General features: G+C 62.5%; 15 protein-coding genes. 7 read left to right on the forward strand and 8 right to left on the reverse strand.

Annotated elements, in window-relative coordinates; all coding sequences use genetic code 11:
* Positions 1–22 precede the first annotated feature (22 nt).
* Positions 23–625: a TetR/AcrR family transcriptional regulator gene (locus tag BLR63_RS08855; RefSeq protein ID WP_042947617.1), complete on the forward strand. Its 603-nt coding sequence runs from the start codon at positions 23–25 to the stop codon at positions 623–625.
* Here the strand turns inward: BLR63_RS08855 and BLR63_RS08860 are convergent.
* The gene (locus BLR63_RS08860) at positions 606–1286 is read right to left on the reverse strand and encodes a GNAT family N-acetyltransferase (protein ID WP_010567483.1); all 681 of its coding nucleotides are present in this window, start codon (positions 1284–1286) and stop codon (positions 606–608) included. The genes BLR63_RS08855 and BLR63_RS08860 overlap by 20 nt on opposite strands.
* 198 nt (positions 1287–1484) lie before the next feature.
* Between BLR63_RS08860 and BLR63_RS08865 the strand changes: the two genes are divergently transcribed.
* Positions 1485–2339: a CAP domain-containing protein gene (locus tag BLR63_RS08865; protein WP_010567484.1), complete on the forward strand. Its 855-nt coding sequence runs from the start codon at positions 1485–1487 to the stop codon at positions 2337–2339.
* A 150-nt stretch (positions 2340–2489) separates the two neighbouring features.
* Positions 2490–4676 (forward strand): GAF domain-containing protein, encoded by a 2187-nt coding sequence (locus BLR63_RS08870; RefSeq protein WP_010567485.1) that lies wholly within the window; start codon positions 2490–2492, stop codon positions 4674–4676.
* 3 nt (positions 4677–4679) lie between these two features.
* On the opposite strand, the gene BLR63_RS08875 is transcribed toward BLR63_RS08870, so the two are convergent.
* The 4 genes from BLR63_RS08875 to BLR63_RS08890 form a co-directional block, all read right to left on the reverse strand.
* Positions 4680–5807, reverse strand: a complete 1128-nt coding sequence (locus BLR63_RS08875) for a GGDEF domain-containing protein (RefSeq protein WP_010567486.1) — start codon at positions 5805–5807, stop codon at positions 4680–4682.
* A gap of 90 nt (positions 5808–5897) precedes the next feature.
* On the reverse strand, positions 5898–8135 hold the full coding sequence (gene glgB / locus BLR63_RS08880) for a 1,4-alpha-glucan branching protein GlgB (protein ID WP_010567487.1): 2238 nt from the start codon (positions 8133–8135) through the stop codon (positions 5898–5900).
* The gene (gene treS / locus BLR63_RS08885) at positions 8132–11479 is read right to left on the reverse strand and encodes a maltose alpha-D-glucosyltransferase (RefSeq protein ID WP_010567488.1); all 3348 of its coding nucleotides are present in this window, start codon (positions 11477–11479) and stop codon (positions 8132–8134) included. The genes glgB and treS overlap by 4 nt, the downstream gene beginning before the upstream one ends.
* A 68-nt stretch (positions 11480–11547) precedes the next feature.
* Positions 11548–13536, reverse strand: coding sequence for an alpha-1,4-glucan--maltose-1-phosphate maltosyltransferase (locus BLR63_RS08890; protein WP_010567489.1), 1989 nt, complete (start codon positions 13534–13536; stop codon positions 11548–11550).
* A gap of 578 nt (positions 13537–14114) precedes the next feature.
* Here BLR63_RS08890 and BLR63_RS08895 point away from each other — a divergent pair.
* The 4 genes from BLR63_RS08895 to mapR all read left to right on the forward strand — a co-directional run bounded on the left by BLR63_RS08895 (position 14115) and on the right by mapR (position 18552).
* Positions 14115–15137, forward strand: a complete 1023-nt coding sequence (locus BLR63_RS08895; RefSeq protein ID WP_156791898.1) for a M10 family metallopeptidase C-terminal domain-containing protein — start codon at positions 14115–14117, stop codon at positions 15135–15137.
* Positions 15138–15276: 139 nt separating this feature from the next.
* Complete coding sequence (locus BLR63_RS08900) at positions 15277–15516, forward strand: DUF3203 family protein (protein ID WP_010567491.1); 240 nt, start codon at positions 15277–15279, stop codon at positions 15514–15516.
* A 184-nt stretch (positions 15517–15700) separates the two neighbouring features.
* Entirely contained in the window at positions 15701–17110 is a 1410-nt protein-coding gene (ccoG, locus tag BLR63_RS08905) for a cytochrome c oxidase accessory protein CcoG (protein WP_010567492.1), read from the forward strand.
* Positions 17111–17142: 32 nt separating this feature from the next.
* Positions 17143–18552, forward strand: coding sequence for a GntR family transcriptional regulator MpaR (gene mapR, locus BLR63_RS08910; protein WP_010567493.1), 1410 nt, complete (start codon positions 17143–17145; stop codon positions 18550–18552).
* Here mapR and BLR63_RS08915 read toward each other — a convergent pair.
* From BLR63_RS08915 to BLR63_RS08925, 3 genes are all read right to left on the reverse strand, one after another.
* Entirely contained in the window at positions 18549–19295 is a 747-nt protein-coding gene (locus BLR63_RS08915) for an SDR family oxidoreductase (protein WP_010567494.1), read from the reverse strand. The two genes, mapR and BLR63_RS08915, sit on opposite strands and share 4 nt — an antisense overlap.
* Positions 19296–19349: 54 nt before the next feature.
* Positions 19350–21446, reverse strand: a complete 2097-nt coding sequence (locus BLR63_RS08920) for a putative bifunctional diguanylate cyclase/phosphodiesterase (protein WP_010567495.1) — start codon at positions 21444–21446, stop codon at positions 19350–19352.
* Between the two features lie 218 nt (positions 21447–21664).
* Entirely contained in the window at positions 21665–23074 is a 1410-nt protein-coding gene (locus BLR63_RS08925) for an efflux transporter outer membrane subunit (protein WP_231998181.1), read from the reverse strand.
* Positions 23075–23117: the final 43 nt, after the last annotated feature.

Raw genomic sequence — 23117 nt, forward strand, 5'->3', positions numbered from 1 at the left:
AAGTTACTTTTGGTATATAAGCATGTCAAGTCATGAGTCCCCTGCTCCACGCCGTCGCCTTAGCCGTGAAGATCGCTTGCGTCAATTGCTCGATGTCGCCTGGCAACTGGTGCGCGAGGAAGGCACCGAAGCCCTGACCCTGGGCCGCCTGGCGGAACGGGCCGGCGTGACCAAGCCGGTGGTGTACGACCATTTCGTTACCCGTGCAGGGTTGCTGGCCGCGCTCTACGAAGATTTCGATGCGCGCCAGGATCAGGTATTCACCGAGGCCATCGAGGCCAGCCGCGCCACCCTGGCAGATCGCGCAGAGGTGATCGCCACGTCCTATGTGGACTGCGTGCTGCTGCAGGGGCGGGAGATTCCCGGCGTGATGGCGGCGTTGAGCAGTTCGCCGGAACTGGAAGCGCTCAAGCGCGAATACGAGGCGATCTTCCTCGCCAAGTGCCGCGACGCCCTGGCGCCCTTTGCACCGGGCGGCAGCATTTCCCAGGCTGGGTTACGGGCGATGCTGGGCGCGGCGGACGCCTTGTCTCAGGCCGCGGCGAGTGGCGAGATCAGCCGCGAAGAGGCGCAGCAGGAGTTGTTGGCGACCATCCTGGCCATGGTCAATCGCGGACGGACTTAACGAACGACGCAGCCTTGCGCGCCAATTGGTCCAGATGCCGATCACGCTGTTTCTCCGCATCCACCATCGCGCGCTTGCCGTGCTTTTGCAGCAGGTACGTATGAATCTGCCGCACTTCCAATGAGCTGAAGATAGGCGCCACATCCAACACGCCCATCAGGCCATCGGTGGCGTAGTCCCGCGTATTCATCAGCACCTGGGTGCCCCGCGCGCCACGGACCTGAAAGCCCATGGCTTCGAACGCCGGGACTTTTTCCACCGAACACGCCAACTCAGCATGGGGATAACGCGCCAGCACCTCGCGCATCATCCCGCGCGCCACGCCCTGGCGCCTGAAACCGGCCTGCACCGCCATGAAGGCGATGCCGCAGGCTTCGGGGTCGTCCTTCACCGGCAGGCACAGGACAAAGCCTGCGACTTTTTCGGCGTCCTGGGCCGAGGTCGCCACTATCAGCTCGACCGCAATCCCCTTCGACCCACCCAGCGCCTCCAGGTACAAGTGCACCTCAAAGCCGATCGCGTATTGATAGATGTTGTAGAGCAGATTGCTCGGCGGCAGCGCGACGCTGCTGATGTCGGTGAGGTTATCCACCACCATCTGCAGGATCTGGGCATTGATGGGCTCGGGGCACGGCGTGGTGTAGCGGGTAAGGCTGAACATGCAAATTCCTGGGTGTTCGCGTCAAGGCAGCGGCGATTGTACCTGTTGTCATTGGATTATTGAGTGCACGAGCACGTTTGCCGGGGGCCATGGGCGGCGCGCAAACACGCCCGTTGAGGCAAAAAAACAAAAAAGGCGTTGCGCCAGACCGGGTTACATCGCGCATCATGGGCACTTTCAAGTTCAAAGGTAACGTCCATGCGCGTTCTGTCATTGATGATGGGTCTTACGACGCTGGCCGCCAGTATGGTGTTCTGCGCCAGCGCGATGGCGAATGAAGAAAGTCTGCTGGTGCAACAGATCAACGATTACCGCAGCCAGGTGCAACGTTGCGGCGACCAGGGTTCCCAGGAACTGCCACCGTTGACCAGCGATACGCGACTGGTGCTGCCGGCGTCCAATGTGGGCGATTTGCAACAGGCGCTCGCGCGGGCGGCGTACCCGATGGTCAACGTGCAGGCCATCAGCCTGTCCGGCCCCAAGGATGCCCAGGCGGCCATGAAGGCGGTGCGTGAAAGCTTCTGCCGCGTGGTGCTGGACCCGCAATTTGTCGATATCGGCGTGAGCAACAGTGGCCAGGACTGGCGCATCGTGCTCGCCCGCCCGCTGTTGTCCAGCGGACTGGGGGATTGGCAGACCGAAGGCAAGCAACTGCTCAACCTGATCAACGCCGCCCGTTCACAGCCGCGCCAGTGCGGTACCCAGGCGTTCAGCGCCACCACGCCGTTGTCCTGGAACGATGACCTGGCCGGCGCCGCCAACAGCCACACGCGCAACATGGCCAACGGCAATTTCTTCGACCACCTGGACCACGACGGCCGCACCCCCGGCGACCGTGCCGAACTGGCCGGGTACATCGCAAGGAATATCGGTGAAAACATCGCTGCCGGCCTGGACACCCCGCGCAAGGTAGTGGACGGTTGGCTCGCCAGCCCAGGGCATTGCGCCAACCTGATGAACCCGCAATTTCGTGAACTCGGCGCCGCCTATGCGATGGACCCCAAGAGTGATGCGGGGATTTACTGGACAAGCCTGTTCGGCACTTCGCAATAGGCAAGCAACCGGGCGCTAAAAGGGGTGGAGCATCAAATTGCCATCTCGTGGATAATGACGCTGAACTGGCAGCGGCGATTCCGGTCTGTAGCTTGTTAGCCTGACCTCGTCAGGCCCTCGAGAGACGGTGGCAAACAAGGTGTTCACCCAATGATGAATTGGCTGCAAGGCAGCAGCGACATGGCTGAGCGGGTCCGCCAGCATGATTGGGCGAATACGCCCCTCGGGCCTCTCGAGCAGTGGCCGGACGTGCTCAAAACCACCGTGGCGCTGTGCTTTGCCTCGCATTTCCCCCAGGCCATCGTTTGGGGGCCACATCTGATCACCCTCTACAACGACGCGTTCATCCCCATCCTCGGGGATAAACCCTACGCGCTGGGGCGTCCGTTCAACCAAACCTGGCATGAGGTGTGGGACCAGATCGGCCCCATCGCCAGCGCGGCCTTTGAAGGACATGCCACGTTTATCGAGAACTACCCGCTGGTGATCGAACGCGGCGCAGGTCGCGAACAGGCGTACTTCACCTTCTGCTACAGCCCGATCCGCGACCCGCTGGGCAAGGTCGTGGGCTTGCTGGACACCGTCACCGAAACCACCGCCACCGTTTTCCTCACGCGGCGCCTGGCAGTGCTGGACGCCATCGGCAGTGCGGTGACCAATGCGGTGGATGCCGAATCCATCATGTCCACCACCACGCAGCTGTTGGCCGAGCATCTTCAAGTATCCAATTGCGCGTATGCCGACGTGGATGCCGATGAAGACGGCTTTACCATTCGCGGTAATTGGGCGGCGCCCGGTTCTCCCAACATTTTGGGGCGCTACAGCCTGGCGTCGTTTGGTGAATTGGCGGTGCAGCGCCTGCGGGCCGGCAACCCCTTGGTGGTGCAGGACAACCGCGTCGAATTTCCCCCAAAGGTCGCCGCGCGCTTTCAGGCCCTGGGCGCCGCGGCGACTGTGTGCTTCCCACTGATCAAGGATGGACGCCTGACAGCCTTGATGGCCGTGCACCACAAAACCGCGCGCGTATGGTCGCCCTATGACCTGGCGCTGGTGGAGGAAGTCACCGAACGCTCCTGGGCGCATATCGAACGGGTGCGCGCCGACATCGCCGTGCGTGAAGGCCTGCTGGCGTTCACCGAGCTCAACGCCACCCTGGAACAGCGCGTGGAGGAACGCACCACCGCCCTCGCCCAGGCCGAAGCCGCCCTGCGTCAATCACAAAAGCTGGAAGCCATCGGCCAATTGACCGGCGGCGTCGCCCATGACTTCAACAACTTGCTGACGATCATTCGCTCGTCCGTGGATTTCCTGCGCCAGCCCGGCCTGGCCGAAGAGCGCCGTCAGCGCTATATGACAGCGGTCTCGGATACGGTGGAGCGCGCGAGCAAACTGACCAGCCAATTGCTCGCCTTCGCCCGTCGCCAACCGTTGAAGCCGGAAGTCTTCGATGTCAGCCAGCGCGTCAGGAACATCGGCGAAATGCTCGAGAGCGTCACCGGCGCACGCATCCAGGTGCGGGTCGAATTGCCCGAGCGCCCTTGCCATGTGCGCGTCGACTCCAGCCAGTTCGAAACCGCACTGATCAATATCGCCCTCAACGCCCGCGACGCCATGAACGGCCAAGGCACCCTGACCCTGCGCGTCGCCACGGTAGCGGCCCTGCCGCGCATCCGTGGCGATGCCGAATCGCAGCAGCCCTTCGTCACGATTGCCCTGGCCGACACCGGCAGCGGTATGTCCGGCGACACCTTTGAACGCATTTTCGAGCCCTTCTTTACCACCAAGGCTATCGGCAAAGGCACCGGGCTGGGCTTGTCCCAGGTATTCGGCTTCGCCAAGCAGTCCGGCGGTAACGTTGACGTCGCCAGCACCCTGGGTCACGGCACGGTGTTTACCCTGTACCTGCCCGAAGTTGCACCGCAGGCGACGCAGTACGAGCACGCTCCAGAAGACCGGCCGCCGATTCACGACGCCGCGCAGTGCCACATCTTGATCGTGGAAGACAACCTGGAAGTGGGCCGCTTCGCCAACCAGATCCTCCAGGATCTGGGTTACCAGACCACCTGGGCCACCGATGCCGAACAGGCGCTGGCTCTGGCCGGGCCGGATGGCATGGCGTTCGACGGAATTTTCTCGGATGTGCTGATGCCGGGGATCACCGGCGTGGCCATGGCCAAGCTACTGCGCCAGCGCCGAGCGGACCTGCCGGTGGTGCTTACCTCAGGCTACAGCGAAGAACTGGCAGACAGTGGCTACGAGGGCTTCGAGTTCCTGGCCAAACCCTACTCCGCCGAGCAGGTCGCGCGGGCGCTCGCCAGAGCCATGCTCAAGGACTGACCCCTACTCCGCCACCGCGACCTGATTGCGGCCCAGGGCCTTCGCGCGGTAAAGCGCCTTGTCAGCGGTGTTCATCAGGCTGTGCAGGTCTTGGTCCAGGGTTTGGCTGGAGGCCACGCCAAGGCTGGCAGTCACGCCTTTGACTGGCTCGGCCACCATGTGGGAAATAGCCTTGACCAACTGTTCGGCAATGTTCCTCGCGGTGTCCAGCGACGTGTTGGGCAGCAACACCGCAAATTCCTCACCGCCCAGGCGACCATAGACATCGGCCTGACGGAACGATGAGCTGATCACCCCGCCGATCTGACGCAATACCTGATCCCCGGCCTGGTGACCGTAGGTGTCGTTGATCTGCTTGAAGTGGTCCATGTCCAGCATCAGGGCACACAGCGGCTGCTGGTTTTGGCGACATTGCGTGTACAACAACTGGGCGTTCTCGTAAAACGCGCGACGGTTCATCAGGCCGGTGAGTTCATCGGTCTGTGCGGCGACTGTAGAAAGTTTGTGGGCGCGTTCCATTTGTCGGGTCAGGCGGAAGGCTTTCTCCAGGGCATCGGACAGTTTGTGCGTCGCGCTGACCACAAAGGTCGAGAACATCAAGACTGCGACAGCCACACCCACTTGCATCGAGGAAGGCTGTAACAGCAGCCATAGCGTGCACGGCAGCAGGACCAGTCCCATGGAAGTCAGCGTCAAGTAGCGATACGCCGAATAACACGAGACCGCGCTGACGGACATCCCCACGGCAAACAAGATCACCAGCGCCTGGGATAAGCGGTCGTCGGTGGGCATCACCGCCAATGCGCCAATACCCCAGATTCCGGCGGACAGTATCAGCGTGACCCAGTAGCGCCGCTCCCAGCGTTCAGGCGTGCGCTCGGACGTGGGGCAGCGGAACCACTCCAGGAACATTTTGAGCCGCAACAGTGACGACACTGCCTGCGCCCCCAGCCAAACCAGGATGATCTGATGATCGAACCGGTCCCAACACAGCCAGCAGAGCAAGGCGGCAGCCAGGTAGCTGCCGAAAATGGCGGCGAATGACTGACGAAACAGCTGGTGCAAACGGTCAGTTCGCACCTGCTCTTCTATAAAGCAATCCTGGTCCTGCTCACGCCCAAGGCCAATCATGGAACCCGCCTGATTCGACTGCCGCGACAAAATGCCATTGTGGCACCCGGCCAGTACCGCGGACAACAGAATACAGCGCGTATGCCGCGGTTAAAGCGGCTCTGGTCGCAAAATCAACACACCCAGGGGCGGCAAATTCAACGACAGCGATACCGCTTGCCCATGGTGCGGTTCATCCCGGGTAAACACGCCACCGCCGTTGCCGTAGTTGGAGCCGGCATACGTGTCGGCGTCGCTGTTGAGCACTTCGTTCCAGCGCCCGGCAAACGGTACGCCGACGCTGTAAGCCGCGCGAGGCACCGGGGTGAAGTTGGCCACCACCAACACCGGCGTGCCGTCCTTGCTCCAGCGCAACCAGGCATAGACGCTGTTGATCGCATCATCACCGATCAACCACTGGAAGCCCTGGGGGACATCGTCCTGCTCGTGCAGGGCCGGCTCCTCGCGGTACAGGCGATTCAAATCGCCCACCAGCTTCTGCACGCCGCGGTGTTCCGGGTATTGCAGCAGGTACCAGTCCAGTTGCTGGTCGTGGTTCCACTCGCGCCATTGGCCGAATTCACAGCCCATGAACAGCAGTTTCTTACCGGGATGGGTCCACATGAACGTCAGGTAGGCGCGCAAGTTGGCAAATTTCTGCCAGCGATCGCCAGGCATCTTGTCGATCAACGAGTGCTTGCCGTACACCACTTCATCGTGGGAGATCGGCAGGATAAAACGCTCGGACCAGGCATACACCAAGCCAAAGCTCAGCTCGTTGTGGTGATGGGCGCGGTACACCGGGTCCTGCTGGATGTAGTGCAGGGAATCGTGCATCCACCCCATGTTCCATTTGTAGTTGAAGCCCAGGCCGCCCTGCTGGGTCGGCTGGCTGACGCCGGGCCAGGCGGTGGACTCTTCGGCGATCACCAGGGCGCCGGGGGCCTCCAGGGCCACCACATCGTTCAAGTGGCGCAGGAAATCGATGGCTTCCAGGTTCTCGCGGCCGCCATGGCGATTGGGCACCCACTCGCCGGCCTTGCGCGAATAATCGCGGTACAGCATCGACGCCACGGCATCCACGCGCAGCCCGTCGACATGGAAGTGTTTGAGCCAATACAACGCCGAAGCCAACATGAAGCCGTGGACTTCAGTACGACCCAGGTTGTAGATCAGCGTGTCCCAGTCCTGATGGAAACCCTCCAGCGGGTTGGCGTATTCGTACAACGCAGTGCCGTCGAATTGCACCAGGCCGTGGGCATCGGTAGGAAAATGCGCCGGCACCCAGTCGAGAATCACGCCGATATCGGCCTGATGCAGGGCGTTGACGAAATAGGCAAAGTCTTGCGGTGAACCGAAGCGCGCCGTCGGTGCGAACTGCGACAACGCCTGATAGCCCCAGGATCCCCCGAACGGATGCTCCATGATCGGCATCAGTTCGACGTGGGTGAAACCCAGCTCCTGCACATACGGCACCAGCCGTTCGGCCAGCTCGCGCCAGTTGTATTGGCGAGCGACTTCGCCCGCCTCGTCCAGTTCGCACTGCCAGGAGCCCACATGCAGTTCGTAGATCGACAGCGGCGCGGTGTGCCTATGCCGTTCGACCCGCGACTGCATCCACGCCTGGTCCTGCCAGTCCATCTGCAGGGGCGCGGCGACTTTCGAGGCCGTGTCGGGCGGCAGTTGGGTCGCGAGCGCCATCGGATCGGCCTTGAGCGGCAGAATCCCGTGGGCACCCAGGATTTCGTACTTGTAGGCCGCGCCCGGTTGCAGGCGTGGGATAAAGATCTCCCACACCCCCGACGGATGCCGTAGGCGCATCGGGTGCCGGCGACCGTCCCAGGCATTGAAATCGCCCACCACCGAAACGCGCCGCGCATTCGGCGCCCACACCGAAAAACGCACGCCCTGCACACCATCGACGCTGGTCACCTGGGCACCCAGGCAGTTGCCCAGGTCGCGGTGATTGCCTTCGGCAAACAGGTAAAGGTCCATTTCACCGAGAAGTAATTGGCTGAAACTGTAGGGGTCTTCGGTGATCTGTTCACCGCCGGCCCACTGGATTTTCAGCAAATACGCCTGGCGCGTGCTGAAGTGTCCGACAAACAAACCCGGCACCCCGGTCGCATCCAGGCTGCCGATCGTCTCGTCGCCGTCGCGGTTCAGGACCTGGACGCTCAGGGCTTCTGGCAGAAACGCGCGGATGAATTGGCCTCCCTGCTCGTCGTCGTGCGGGCCCAGGATCGAGAATGGGTCATGGTGCTCGGCGCGCACCAACGCTTCGACGTCCTTGGACGCCGGCATTGCGGTCAACTTCACGTGCAGCGGTTCATTATTCGTAAAACTCATGACGTCTCCCCACCGCGTGCAGTGTTCGATATAGGTGTTAGCCCGTTCAGCAAACCATGCAGCCCCTGCAAGGGCACCGGCAGCCAGGTCGGGCGATTTTCCGCTTCGTACGCCACTTCATACGCGGCTTTTTCCAGGCTGAACAACGTCAGCGCGGCGTCCTGGCCGTTGGCATCCTGCCAGTCATGGGCCAGTGTAGCTGTAGCGGCCTGATAAGCCCGGATAAATGCCTGGCGTGCTTCTTTCAGGTAACGATCAGTCACGCGTTTGCGGGCGGCGTCCGCTTGCGGCGAGTGATCCACCCCTTGTCCGTTCAGGGCCATGGCGGCGGCGTAGTCAAAAGAGCGCAACACGCCGCTCACATCTTTGTACGGGCTGTGCTTGCCACGCCGTTCATGCAATGGCCGCGCCGGCTCGCCCTCAAAGTCGATCAGATAGGCATCGCCCTTGACCACCAGCACCTGGCCCAGGTGCAAATCACCATGCACCCGAATGCGCAGGCCGCCCAGGGTGGCTTTCGCCAGGCTGTCGACCTGGCCGGCGATGGCTTTTTTCTGCGCCAGTAATTCACTGACCAGCGCCTGATCGGCCGGGTTCAATTGGGGTTGATGCTGCTTGAGCAACTGCAGGGCACGGTCGATCTGGGCGCCCACGTCCTTGGCCCAGGCGTGAGTGTCCTTGGCGCTGGTGACCTCGGGGCTGAAGGCCTCGTCGGACGTTTTCGCCGCCAGCACCCCATGCATTTCGCCCAGGCGCCGTCCCAGCAACCCGGCGAAATCCGCCAGCTCGCCCAAGGCGTTGTAGTGTTGTTCCTGCTCGGAGATGGCTTCGGCGAGTTCGTCGCGGATGGCGCGCTCCAGGTTGTTCTGCGTCCAGCTCCACGCATCGCCCTGATTGCTCAGGTAGCCCTGGGCAATCATCAGCAGATTGTCCTGGCCTTCGCCGTCGCGGCGGATCACCGCGCCCAGCAACGGCGAGATGTTCGGGTAATCGGCGGCCGTCAGGTAGGCGCTCATTTCCAGCTCCGGGTGCACGCCGGCGCTGACTTTGCGGATCAGCTTGAGCACCAGGCTTTCGCCGACCACCACGGAGCTGTTGGACTGCTCGGCCGCCAAGTAGCGCACGGGGGACTCGTCCGTCAGTTGCAATCGCGCCAGGTGCGGGGTGGCCTCGAAGCGCAGGTCACCCGCGCTGGAACTCAATACCGTGCCGGCTTGCAGGCCCTGGATCACCGCGCGGATAAAGTGCTCCAGACTGAAGGCATCGGTCACCAGCCCCACCTGGCGTACCCGCCGCACGCGCGCCAGGGCCAATTGCTGCGGCAAGGCGCTGGTGAACTGCTCTTCAGCGAGGAAACCGAACGGCAGCTGATAGCGGCTGACCTGGCCGCCGGCTGTGACTTCAAGCTCACTGAGCAAGACCGGGTGCTGGGGGTCGCCAAAGCGCACGCCATAGGCGATGTGCACGCTGTCGATGGCCGTGTCCTTGCCGGCGAACCAGCGGCGCTTGGGCAGCCAGGCCGGCAGCGAGGTCTGTTCCAGGGCGGAGCGGCACGGTTCGTCGAGCAGCTCTTCCATGCGTTTTTTCAGCACCAGAGTGGTGAAGTCCGGCATGCTTTGCGCCGGTTGCACATGCCAGCTCGGCATCTGGTTTTCCGCCGCCAGCACGAACCAGTAGAAGCCGTAAGGCGCCAGGGTCAACAGGAAGTTCAGTTGGCCGATGGGCGGGAACGCATTACCGCCGAGCATCTCCACCGGCACCATGCCAGCGAACGCCGACAGGTCCAGTTCGGCGGCCTGGGCACTGCGCGAGACGTTGGCCACGCACAAAATGATTTCGGTGCGCCCGTCGTCGCCGGTGAATTCCCGGGTGTACGCGAGGATGCGGCGGTTGCTCGGCGAGAGCATTTTCAGGCTGCCGCGGCCGAACGCCTTGGACTGCTTGCGCACCGCCAGCATGCGTCGGGTCCAGTTGAGCAACGAGTGGGGGTCCTGGGCCTGGGTCTCGACATTGACCGACTGGTAGCCGTATTGCGGGTCCATGATCGGCGGCAACACCAGGCTAGCCGGGTCGGCGCGGGAAAAGCCGCCGTTGCGGTCGATGGACCACTGCATCGGCGTACGCACGCCGTCGCGATCGCCCAAGTAGATGTTGTCGCCCATACCGATTTCATCGCCGTAATACAGGGTCGGCGTGCCAGGCATCGACAGCAGCAGGCTGTTCAGCAGCTCGACCCGCCGACGGTCGCGCTCCATCAGCGGCGCCAGACGTCGACGAATACCCAGGTTGATCCGCGCGCGACGGTCGGCGGCGTAGTAGTTCCACAGGTAGTCGCGCTCTTTGTCGGTGACCATTTCCAGGGTCAGCTCATCATGGTTGCGCAGGAAGATCGCCCACTGGCAGTTGGCGGGAATCTCCGGGGTCTGGCGCAGAATGTCGGTGATGGGGAAGCGATCTTCCTGGGCCAGCGCCATGTACATGCGCGGCATCAGCGGGAAGTGGAAGGCCATATGGCATTCGTCGCCGTCGTCACCCTTTTTATCGCCGAAATACAACTGGGTGTCTTCCGGCCATTGGTTGGCCTCGGCGAGCAGCATGCGGTCGGGGTAATGGGCGTCGATCTCGGCGCGGATCTGCTTCAGGACATCGTGGGTTTCAGGCAGGTTTTCGTTGTTGGTGCCGTCGCGTTCGATCAGGTAGGGAATCGCGTCCAGGCGCAGGCCGTCAATGCCCATGTCCAGCCAGAAGCGCATCACCGACAGGACCGCTTTCATCACTTGTGGGTTGTCGAAATTGAGATCCGGCTGGTGGGAATAAAAACGGTGCCAGAAGTATTGACCGGCGACCGGGTCCCAGGTCCAGTTGGACTTCTCGGTGTCGAGGAAAATGATGCGGGTGCCATCGTACTTCTGGTCGTCATCGGACCACACGTAGAAGTCCCGCGCCGCCGAACCGGGCTTGGCCTTGCGCGCGCGCTGGAACCAGGGGTGCTGGTCGGAGGTGTGGTTGATCACCAACTCGGTGATGACCCGCAACCCACGTCGGTGGGCTTCGGCGATAAAGCGCCGGGCGTCGGCCATGGTTCCGTAGTCGCTGTGTACGCCGCGGTATTCGGCGATGTCGTAGCCATCGTCGCGCCGTGGCGAGGGGTAGAACGGCAGCAACCAGATGGTGTTCACGCCGAGGTCGGCGATGTAGTCGAGTTTGGCGATCAGCCCGGGAAAGTCACCGATGCCGTCGTTGTTGGAGTCGAAATAGGATTTGACATGAACTTGGTAGATCACCGCGTCCTTGTACCAGAGCGGGTCTTTGATAAAGGTGGCAGCCTTGGGTTTCTTCGCCATATGAAACTCCTGAAACGCTGAAAATGCTGCAAACGGAATGCGCTCCCACATTGGGGTCTCCACCGCGCCTAAGGTGTGGTAATGCGCCAGATTCCGAAGGGCATCTGCGGTTCCAATCGCGTCCACTGGGTCTTGCCGGACCAGATCCAGCGGTGGCCGTTCATCAAGTCCTCGCCTTGGGTCTGGGCATCGTCAGGCAAGCCGAGCTCCCATAACGGCAGTTCGAAAAAGGCTTCCTGGGCATTGAACGGGTCGAGATTGACCGCCACCAGGACGAAGTTGCTGCCATCCTCGCTGCGCTTGCCGAAATACAGGATGTTGTCGTTCCAGGCGTTGTAGAGCTTGAGCCCCAAGTGCGTCTGCAAGGCCGGGTTCTGCCTGCGGATGCGATTGAGCTGGGCGATCTCGGCGATGATGTTGCCGGGGGCGGTGAAGTCCCGTGGGCGAATCTCGTATTTCTCCGAGTCCAGGTATTCTTCCTTGCCCGGCACTGGCGCCGCTTCACACAGCTCGAAGCCCGAGTACATGCCCCACAGGCCCGAGCCCATGGTGGCCAGGGCAGCACGGATCAGAAAACCCGGACGGCCGGAGTCGTGCAGGAAAGCGGGATTGATATCCGGCGTATTGACGAAGAAATTCGGCCGGTAGCATTCGCGCCACGGCGACGCGTTCAACTGCGTCAGGTATTGCGCCAGTTCGGCCTTGGTGTTGCGCCAGGTGAAATAGGTGTAGCTCTGGGAATAGCCGACTTTGCCCAGGCGCGCCATCATCGCCGGGGTGGTGAAGGCCTCGGCGAGAAAGATCACGTCCGGGTATTTGGCGCGCACATCGCTGATCAACCATTGCCAGAACGGCAGCGGCTTGGTGTGGGGATTGTCGACGCGAAAGGTGTACACGCCCTCTTCCACCCAGCCCACGACGATGTCGCGCAGTTCGGTCCACAGGCTCGGGATGGCCTCCGCCGCGTAGAAGTCGACGTTAACGATGTCCTGGTACTTTTTCGGTGGGTTCTCGGCGTATTTGATCGTGCCGTCCGGACGCCAGTTGAACCAGCCCGGATGCTCCTTGAGCCATGGATGGTCTTGGGAGCACTGGATGGCGAAGTCCAGCGCGATTTCCAGGCCATGCTCGGCGGCTGCCTTGACCAGGCGGCGGAAGTCATCGCGGCTGCCCAACTGAGGGTGGATCGCCTCGTGGCCGCCCTCTTCGCTGCCGATGGCATACGGGCTGCCCGGATCATCGGGCCCGGCGGTGAGGGCGTTGTTGCGGCCCTTGCGGTGGCTGCGCCCGATCGGGTGGATCGGCGGGAAATACAGCACGTCGAAGCCCATGTCGTGGATCATCGACAGGCGTGTGTGCACGTCGTTGAACGAGCCGTGGCGCGCGGGATGGTCGCTGATCGAACGGGGAAACAGCTCATACCAGCTGGCGAACTGCGCGGCTTCACGCTCCACATCGATCGGGTAGACGGTGCTGATGCTCAAATAGGCGCGGTGGTCGGCCTGGGTCATCAGGTATGCACTGTCTTCGTGCAGAAACAACGCGACCTGCTCGGTTTCCAGCAGCCCGGAAAGCGCGTGGTACAGCATCATCAGGCGGTCGCGCAGCTCGTTGTCGCTGCGTTCGGCGGCCTGCAGCACCAGGTTGCGACCTTCCTGCAGTTCCAGGCTGACCGGCGCGCCCGCCTCATGTTTTTTGCGCAATTCGTAGCAAAAGCTGGCGAAGGTATCGATCCAGGCTTCGATGCAATATTCATGGGGGCCTTGGACGTTGACGGTAAACGCGCCCTCCCAGCCATCGTTGCCAACGTCGTTCATCACCACGCTGTGCCAGCTTTCATCCTGCAGCGGACGCCAGCGGATCATGACCGCCAGCTTGTCGTGGCCGTCGGCGAACACTTTGCTGGTGACGCTGATACGCTGGCCGACCACGGCCTTGACGGCAAATTCGCCGCCATCGATGACCGGTGTGGTGCTTTCTATGGCGATCCTGGGCAACAACAGCGCCTGGGACAACGGCAATTTGGACTCTTCTGGAACGCGTGTTTCAGCAGTCATCGAGCATCTTCCCCTTACGCCCTGTGGACGCTCTTCGCTTGATCCGGATTCTGATACGGCAACGCTCCCCCTGAGCAGAACCGTCATAGGTCCGAGCCTGCGCCAAGGTTAAAAGTTCAGGTGGATGTGCGGCCATTGGGCGGGGAATCAATTCGCCCCGGCGGCTGTCCACCGGTAGAGCAAAGCACAAAGGAGGCCACACCGATGAATATCCCGATCCCGGCCGAAACGCCAGACCCGAATATCGACCAGCCGAGCCTGCCCCCACCGAGCCGCCTCCGGTACCGGAACAGGAGCCCCCGGATACCGAGCCGCCAGCGGTCGAGGAACCGCCGGCGAGCATGCCGCCGGTGATCGTCTGAACCCCGAGCAGGCCTTGAGGTTCGCTCAAGAGGCCCCGGCCCCTTGAGCGGACCACACATAGCGCTGATACGTCCTACATATTCTAGGAAGAAGGCCTAGAACCAACCGCCGGGTTCGTTTCTATACTCGTTCGCGCGCAGGCGCTCACTCCAGTTCCTTGGACATGGCGCTTAGACCTTTCACGCGAGGACACCTATGTCGACCATCACCCCACAATGGAATCACCGCCCCCTGCCTCCCAGCCCCCACACGCCAGCGCCCCGCCCGCACTGCTCACCCCCGAACGCCTGAATGCGTTACTCAGGTCGGGCCCGGATCGGTCCACCCCGGCCAAGTCCCCGGAAACACCACGGCCATCCCCGGCGACGAGCGCGCCCGCGCCTGCATCGCCCCAGACGCCGCAGGCAAAGCTCACCGAAGACCTCAACGAGCTCAACGCCGTGTTGACCAAAGACACCATCGACCAGGTCGTGCGCGATCCCCATGGGAAGTCCTCCCGCACCCTCGTCGCGCGCACCCGTGCGCTGCTGACTCCGGCCAATATGCGCTCGATGTTGCGCGGCCCCGATGCCCAAGCGAACGCCGTCACCCTTGAAGGCCTCGGTCAACGCCTCGGCAAAGACCCCCTCACCGCGACCCTGAAGTCGGCCAGCACCGATGCGGAACAGGCAGTCGTCGATCAACTCAAGCTGAATAACCTGGAAAACCTCGGAAAAGCCTACGAAGGCGGCGGCGGGACCGGCGATATCCTCAAGGACTACAACACGTCGCGCACGCGCATAGACGCCCTGAAACGCAATTTGTCCGCCATGCAAGCCAGCGCCCGCTCGTTGGGCGATATCGGCGCCTCGCTGACCAAGGAAAAGATCGCCGCGTTACGCGCCCCCGAACCTGCGCCCACGCCCGCCACAGCCGCCGCCCCGGCACCGACAGCCGAGCACGCCACTCGCCAGCACAACACCTACCGTTTCAACGCACTCAATGACTCGCCCCTTGAAGCACCTCGCGATGTCGCGGGTTTCAGGGCCGGCGACAAACTGGACCTCTCGGGTATTCGTACCCAACTGAACAAGCCGCTGCAATTGGTCGAACGCTTCTCCGGGGCCAGCGCAGAAATGCAGATCCACTACCTGCCCAGCACCCGCACCAGCGTCATAACCATTGCCGGCAACCCAGGAGAGCCACCCTTTGTGCTGAGGGTTTTCGGTGAGGTGCGCTTCAGCGATATCGTGTCCTGACCCTCTATACGGGGACGGTTGCCCGTGTCCCCGCAATGGTGGCGGTCCTCGCCAAACCGACGACCGCCAGTCAGTTGCCTGGAACGCTGGAGCAGCCGGCGGGCCCTAACGATCACCAGCCCATGCAAAGGAGATCGTCATGCCCGTACGCATCGAACACCAGACGTGCTACTTCAAGATCAACGACGATGGCCAGGAACAAAGCCTGCCGGCCCACAGCGTGACGGTCCGCACGGACATTGCCAAAGCCATGTCCTACGTGGACCTCGACGGTGAGCGGGTCTACATCACCGAGCAGGAAGCCGACGCCCTTACCGTTGCCGGCGCCACCGATGGACGCCAGCACAAGAAAGTCACCGAGCCTGGTTCGGCGATTTGATTGATCTGTATCAGCCCGCAGCAAAAATCGCTGCACCCCACACGCCACGGGGTGCAGCAGATTGTCGCAGGCGCCTGTGACGGGGCCATCTGATCCGCTTTTTATGGTGATAGCTGAGTCTGTTATGCAAACAGCTCCACGCGCATAGTCCACCAGCCTGATGGAGGCTGATGAGCGAACGACCATGAGCGAAAGAATCCCCACCGTGGACACCTTTGAGCCCCTGCACCCGAAGAAGGTCAAGGCCAAATCCAGCGACAACCTGATCCATACCCGCAGTTTCACCGGACTGTTCCGCACCTTGCGCGTGGGCGGTGCGGGGTTACTGTTCCTGGCGTTTTTCGGCACCGTGTGGCTGAACTGGGGCGGTCGCCAGGCCGTGCTGTGGGACTTGGCGCAAAGCAAGTTCCACATCTTCGGCGCGACCTTCTGGCCGCAGGATTTCATCCTGTTGTCGGCGCTGCTGATCATCTGCGCCTTCGGCCTGTTTGCGATCACCGTGTTCGCCGGCCGCGTATGGTGCGGCTACACCTGCCCGCAAAGCTCGTTTACCTGGCTGTTCATGTGGTGTGAAAAAGTCACCGAGGGCGAGCGCAACCAGCGCATCAAGCTGCAAGCCGCGCCGTGGAGCCTGAACAAGCTGGCGCGACGCTCGGCCAAACACACCTTGTGGCTGGGCATCAGCGTGCTCACCGGGCTGACGTTTGTCGGCTATTTCACCCCGATCCGGCCCCTGGCCGCCGACCTGTTGACCTGGCAATTGGGCGGTGTGAGCCTGTTCTGGGTCCTGTTTTTCACCGCCGCCACTTATCTCAATGCCGGCTGGCTGCGCGAAGCGGTGTGCATGCACATGTGCCCTTACGCACGGTTCCAGAGCGTGATGTTCGACAAGGACACCTTGACCATCGCCTACGACGCCGGCCGTGGCGAACACCGCGGCCCGCGCAAGCGCGAGGCCAGGCCCGCCGACGTCGGCCTGGGGGATTGCATCGACTGCCAACTGTGCGTACAGGTCTGCCCCACCGGTATCGACATCCGCGACGGTCTGCAAATGGAATGCATCGGTTGCGCGGCGTGCGTCGACGCCTGCGATTCGATCATGGACAAGATGGGCTATCCTCGCGGCCTGGTCAGCTACACCAGCGAACATCAACTGCAAGGCGGCAAGACCCACCTGCTGCGCCCACGCCTGATCGGCTACAGTGCCGTGCTGCTGGTGATGATTGCCGCGTTGGTGGTAGCCCTGGTGCAGCGGCCGATGGTGTCGTTGGATGTAACCAAGGACCGCGGCATGTTCCGCGAAAACGCCCAGGGCCAGATTGAAAACATCTATAGCCTCAAGGTCATCAACAAGACCCAGCAACGCCAGGACTACCGCCTGGAACTGGTGGACGCCGACGGTTTCCAACTGCAGGGCAAGACCCATATCAGCCTGGCCGCAGGGGAAATCAGCGATATGCCGGTGTCGGTGGCGCTGCTGGCCGACAAGCCGGCCAGCAGTTCCCAGACCCTGCGCTTCAAGGTCACGGATGTGGACGAGCCCTGGATCTACAGCGCCGCCGATAGCCGCTTTGTCGCGCCATTGAACCGATGAGCAATGACGGACCTGACAAGAATCGAGCTCCCATGAAACGCTACGAAAAATTCGCCGACGACATCGCTGAACTGATCCGCTCCGGTGTCCTCGGCCCCGGCCAGCGCGTGCCCTCGGTGCGATATGCCAGCCAGACCTACGGTGTCAGCCCGTCCACGGTGTTCCAGGCTTATTACCTGTTGGAGCGCCGCGGGCTGATCCGTGCACGGCCGCGCTCGGGTTACTTCGTCAACGTGCATGCGCCGAGCCCGTTTTCCGAGCCGGTGGTGAGCGAGCACGTGCACGAATCCACCGAAGTGGATGTCAGCGAACTGGTGTTCTCGGTCCTCGACTCCATCAAGGACCCCCATACCGTGCCGTTCGGCTCGGCCTTTCCCAGCCCGATGCTGTTCCCGCTGCCGCGCCTGGCCCGTTCCCTGGCCAGCGCCAGCCGCGAAATGGACCCGCGCCTGGTGGTCACCGACATGTCGCCGGGTAACCCGCAACTGCGCCGGCAGATTGCCCTGCGCTACATGGTCGGCGGCCTGATGCTGCCCATGGAAGAACTGCTGATCACCAACGGCGCCCTGGAAGCGCTGAACCTGTGCCTGCAGGCGGTGACCGAACCGGGCGATCTGGTGGCCATCGAGGCCCCGGCGTTCTATGCCTGCCTGCAAGTGCTGGAACGCTTGAAGCTCAAGGCGGTGGAAATTCCCGTGCACCCGCGCGACGGCATCGACCTCAATGCCCTGGCACAAAGCCTGGAACGCTACCCGATCAAGGCCTGCTGGACCATGACCAGCTTCCAGAACCCCATCGGCGCCACCTTGCCGGAAGCCAAGAAACAGGCGCTGGTGGAACTGCTGCGCAGCCATCAGGTGCCGCTGATCGAGGACGATGTGTACGCCGAGTTGTACTTCGGCCAACACGCGCCGAAACCGGCCAAGGCTTTCGACACCGAGGGCCTGGTGATGCACTGCGGGTCCTTCGCCAAGAGTCTGGCGCCCGGCTACCGAGTGGGCTGGGTGGCGGCCGGGCGCTATGCGCAGAAGGTCGAGCGCTTGAAGCTGATGACCTCGCTGTGCCCCTCGATGCCGGCCCAGGCGGCGATTGCCGATTACCTGCAACACGGCGGCTACGACCGCCACCTGCGCAAGTTGCGCTATGCCCTGGAGGAACAGCAAAGCGCCATGCTTGCCGCCATCGGGCGCTACTTCCCGGCACAGACCCGGGTCAGCCAGCCGGCCGGGGGGTACTTCCTGTGGCTGGAATTGCCCGAGCAGACCGACTCATTGAAGTTATTCCAGATGGCGCTGGCCCAAGGTATCAGCATCGCGCCAGGGCCGATCTTCTCGGCGACCCGGCGGTTCAGGAACTGTATTCGCTTGAACTACGGCAGCCCCTGGACCGAGGCGTCGGAAAAGGCCATGGAAACCCTGGGACGGATCGTGCGCTCGTTCTAGCGACCGCCACCCAGGTCTATGAAGGTGCCGGTGGCGTAGGACGCCTTGTCCGACAGCAGCCAGATAATCGCTTCGGCCACTTCGTCGGGGCGCCCGCCTCGGGCCATGGGAATCCCGGACTCCAGTTTGCTGACCCGGTCCGGGTCGCCGCTCAGGGCATGGAAGTCGGTGAAGATATAGCCGGGGCGCACCGCGTTGACGCGAATGCCCTCGCCCGCCACTTCTTTGGACAGGCCCACGGTGAACGTATCGAGTGCGCCCTTGGAGGCGGCGTAGTCGACGTATTCACCCGGCGCGCCCAGGCGCGCGGCCACCGACGACACGTTGACGATGCTGCCGCCCTGCCCGCCGTGGCGCGGCGACATGCGCAGCAGCGCATGCTTGGCACACAGGATCGGGCCCAGCACGTTGGTCTTCATGATCTTGAGGATACGGAACTCGGACATCTCATCGACCCGCGACTTGTGCCCCACGGTGCCGGCATTGTTCACCAATGCGGTCACACGCCCCAGTTCGGTGTCGACGCGGTGGAACAAGGCGATCACTTCGTCTTCGATGCTGACATCCGCCCGCACCGCAATCGCCTTGGCGCCGAGGGCACGAACCTGTTCGAGGACGCTGTGGGCGGCGTTCTCATCGGACAGGTAGTTGATGCAGATCCGATAACCTTCGCGAGCGGCCAACAATGCCGTCTCGGCGCCAATCCCGCGACTGCCCCCGGTAATGATGACGACTTTGTCCATAGGTTTTGTCTCCTGATTCGACCTGATAGTTAGGGATGGGCCCAAGAATACTCGTCACGCGTGATTATTGTCAGGCGCTACGGCGTCTTCGGCGCGCTGGATATCCGCCATGAAATCGGCGGCGGGCAAGGGCTGACCCAACAAGTAACCTTGCAGGGAATTACAACCCAGCCGCGTCAGAAAGTTTTGCTGCGCATCGGTTTCCACGCCTTCGGCCACAATGCGCAGCCCCAGGGCCTGCCCCAAAGCGACAATGGCCGAGACGATGGCGGCGTCGTCGCTGTCATGCTCGAGGTCGCGCACAAACCCGCGGTCGATTTTCAATTCATTGGCAGGCAGGCGCTTGAGATACATCAGGCTGGAATAACCGGTACCGAAATCGTCGATGGACAAATCCACGCCCATCTCCGACAACTGCTGCAACACAGTCATGCTCGCATCCGCATCGCTCATGGCGGTGGTCTCGGTGATTTCCAGGGTCAGGCTGTTGGCCGGCAACTGGTGCCGTTCCAGCGCCATGGCCACGCTCTTGACCAAGCCCGCATGACCGAACTGCACGGCGGAGAGATTCACGGCGATGCGCCAATTTTCATAACCCTGGGCACACCACAGTCGCATCTGGCGGCAGGCCTCATTGAGCACCCACTCACCGATGGGAATGATCAGCCCGGTCTTTTCCGCCACGTCGATAAACATCGCCGGCGACAACAGGCCTTGTTGCGGATGCTCCCAGCGCAGCAAGGCTTCGGCCCCCACCGGCAGGCCGCTGGCCGCGTCGAACTTGGGCTGGTAGTACAAGCGAAATTGCTGCTGTTCGATGGCATTGCGCAGGTCCTGCAACAACTGCAATTGCTTGCGCGCATTGGTGTTCATCGACACATCGAAAAAGCTGTAGCCGTTCTTGCCTATGCCCTTGGCGTGATACATCGCAGCGTCGGCGTTCATCAGCAGTTCCTGGGGCGTGCTGCCGTTGCCCGGAAACATGGCGATGCCGACGCTGGCGGAGATTTTCAGCTCATGCTCGGCCACCTGGAACGCCCGATTGATCAGCACGACCTGGCGTTCGGCAAGGCCAAGGGCGTCATTCGGCTGCGTCAGTTGCACCAGCAATACAAACTCATCGCCCCCGATGCGGGCTAGGGTGTCGTGGCTGCGCAGGTCTTCGCGCAGACGCTGGCCGACTTCACGCAGCAACTGGTCGCCCATATGGTGACCGAAGGCGTCGTTGACCGGTTTGAAGCCGTCCAGGTCGATGAACATCAGCGCGAAGCAACCGCCCTGCTCCTTCACCGTCTGGATCGCGTGTTCAATACGGTCGGCGAGCAAGGTGCGATTGGGCAGGCCGGTGAGCGTGTCGTGCAGGGCCAGGTGGGTCAGTTCCTGGTTGGCCTGGGAAAGAGAATCGGCGAGCACGGCGGTACGCGCTTCCAGGCGCGCATCGAGCAGCGAGGTCAACAGCGCGATAGCCAGCACGGCCAGGGTCGACACCAGCACCAGATTATCCAGGCCCTTGCCGCTCAAGCCGTTGAGGGCCGCACCGCAGAAGCTGTTATCGGCAAAGCGTGCCGCCGCCATGCCGGTGTAATGCATGCCGACAATGGCCACGCCCATCACCACCGCTGCACCGCACCGCACGAGGCGCACGTAAGGGGTGTTGCGCCGCAGGTTGAAGGCAATCCACAGGGCCGCACCAGAAGCCACCACCGCGATCAGCAACGAGGCGCCAAACCAGGCGGGGTCGTAGTCGATGCCTGGTGTCATGCGCATCGCGGCCATGCCGGTGTAGTGCATGCTGGCGATGCCGGTGCCCATGATCAGCGCACCGCAGACCAGTTGCCAGGCGGGCAGCCGGGGCTGGTTGACCAACCATAATGCGAAGCCGCTGGACCACACGGCGATCAACAGCGACACCGCGGTGATCCCCAGGTCGAAACCCATGGCAAACGGCGAGCGCAGCGCGAGCATGCCGATAAAGTGCATCGACCACACCCCCACCCCCATCGCGAACGCTCCACCGGCGATCCATAAATAGACGGCCCGGCCCTTGGTTGTCGCGATGCGCCCGCTCAGGTCCAGCGCGGTGTAGGAAGCCAGGATCGCGACGAACAGGGATATAACGACCAGGGAGGGTGAATAACTACCGATGAGCATGGACTTCTCGTGCACAACAGGCCTGAGAGGCCCGCATCAAGTGGCAAAGCGCGCGATTGTAGCGAGGATTTTTCTTGGACAGGTGATTAATTATCAGAGGGCCATCATCGATTTTCTGGCGTCAATCTGATGGCTTTAAAACCGAGGATCGCCGCCCGTTTCCGACATTGCACTCGGTCAAATCTAGGAGCATGCCCACACACATTTTGTGCGGGCACCTACTCCTTGGCGCTGATCGGCGTCTGCCCATCCCAGCCACCGCCCAGCGCGGCGATCAGTTGCACGCTGGCCACCAAGCGGCTCTGCAGCAGGGTCAATACCGTGCGCTCGTTGCTCAGCGCCGTGGCCTGCACCGTGACCACATCCAGGTAGGCGATCAGCCCGGCCTTGTACTGGTTCTGGGTCAGGCGCAGCGACTCGCGCGCCGCGGCCAGCGCTTCGTTGCTGACCACCGCCTCGTCTTCCAGCACCTTGAGCTGCACCATGTAGTTTTCCACTTCACGGAAGCCGTCGAGCACGGTCTGGCGGTACTTGGCCACGGTTTCGTCGTAGGACGCCACGGTGCGGTCGACTTCCGCCGAGCGCTGGCCGCCGTCGAACAGAGTCGTGGCCAGCTTCGGCCCGACCGACCAGAAGCGGTTCGGCAAGGTAATCCAGTCGGCATAGGTGCTGCTGGAATACCCACCGGACAGGCTCAGGCTAAGGTCGGGATAGTAGGCGGCCTTGGCCACGCCGATATTGGCGTTGGCGGCGATCACCGAGCGTTCGGCCGAGGCGATGTCGGGGCGACGTTCGAGCAATTGCGAGGGCAGGCTCACCGGAATCTGCGGCAGGGCCGGAATGTCCTTGCTCACCGCCAGGTTGAAGTTGGCCGGCGCTTCGCCAATCAATACCGCAATGGCGTTTTCCAGCTGGGCGCGCTGCCAGATCAGGTCGATAAGGCTGGCCTGGGTGGTCTTGAGCTGGGTCTGTGCCTGGGCCACGGCTTCCTTGCCGGAGACACCGGCGCGGTACTGGTTTTCGGTCATTTGCAGGGAGCGCTGATAGGTCTCCAGGGTGGCTTGCAGCAAGCGGGTCTGTTCATCCATGACCCGCAGTTGCAGGTAGCTTTGCACCAGTTCCGACTGCTGGCTCAGGCGCATCGCGGCCAGGTCGGCCGAGCTGGCTTCGGCGCTGGCTTCGTTGGCCTCCAGGCCACGGCGCAACTTGCCCCAGATATCCGCCTCCCAACTCACCCCTAACTGTGCGTTGAGGGTGTCACGGATACCGCTGCTGGAGCTGCTGAGGCTGGCGTTGCTGCTGCCGGTGCCCTGGCTGGCGCGGGTTTTCCCGACGCTCATGTCGACGGAGGGATAAAACGCACCGCGCGAGCTGCGCACCAGGGCCTGGGCCTGGCGAAAACGCGCTTCGGCCTGGGCCACGCTCTGGTTGGAATTGTTCAGGCGCACGACCAAGTCGTTGAGCTGGCGATCGCCGTATAGCTCCCACCAGGCGCCACGGGCCAGGGCGTCGCTGGGAGTGGCCTGGCGCCAGCCCTGGGCTTGCTTGAACTGGGCGGGTTCGATGACGTCCGGGCGCTTGTAATCCGGGCCGACGGCGCAGGCGCTGAGCAGCACTGCCAACCCCATGGTAGGCGCGAGCTTGCTCGCGAAGGTCGTCAACGATGACGCG

Origin of the sequence: Pseudomonas extremaustralis (assembly GCF_900102035.1) — a bacterium.
In the GTDB taxonomy this organism is placed as follows: Bacteria; Pseudomonadota; Gammaproteobacteria; order Pseudomonadales; family Pseudomonadaceae; genus Aquipseudomonas; species Aquipseudomonas extremaustralis.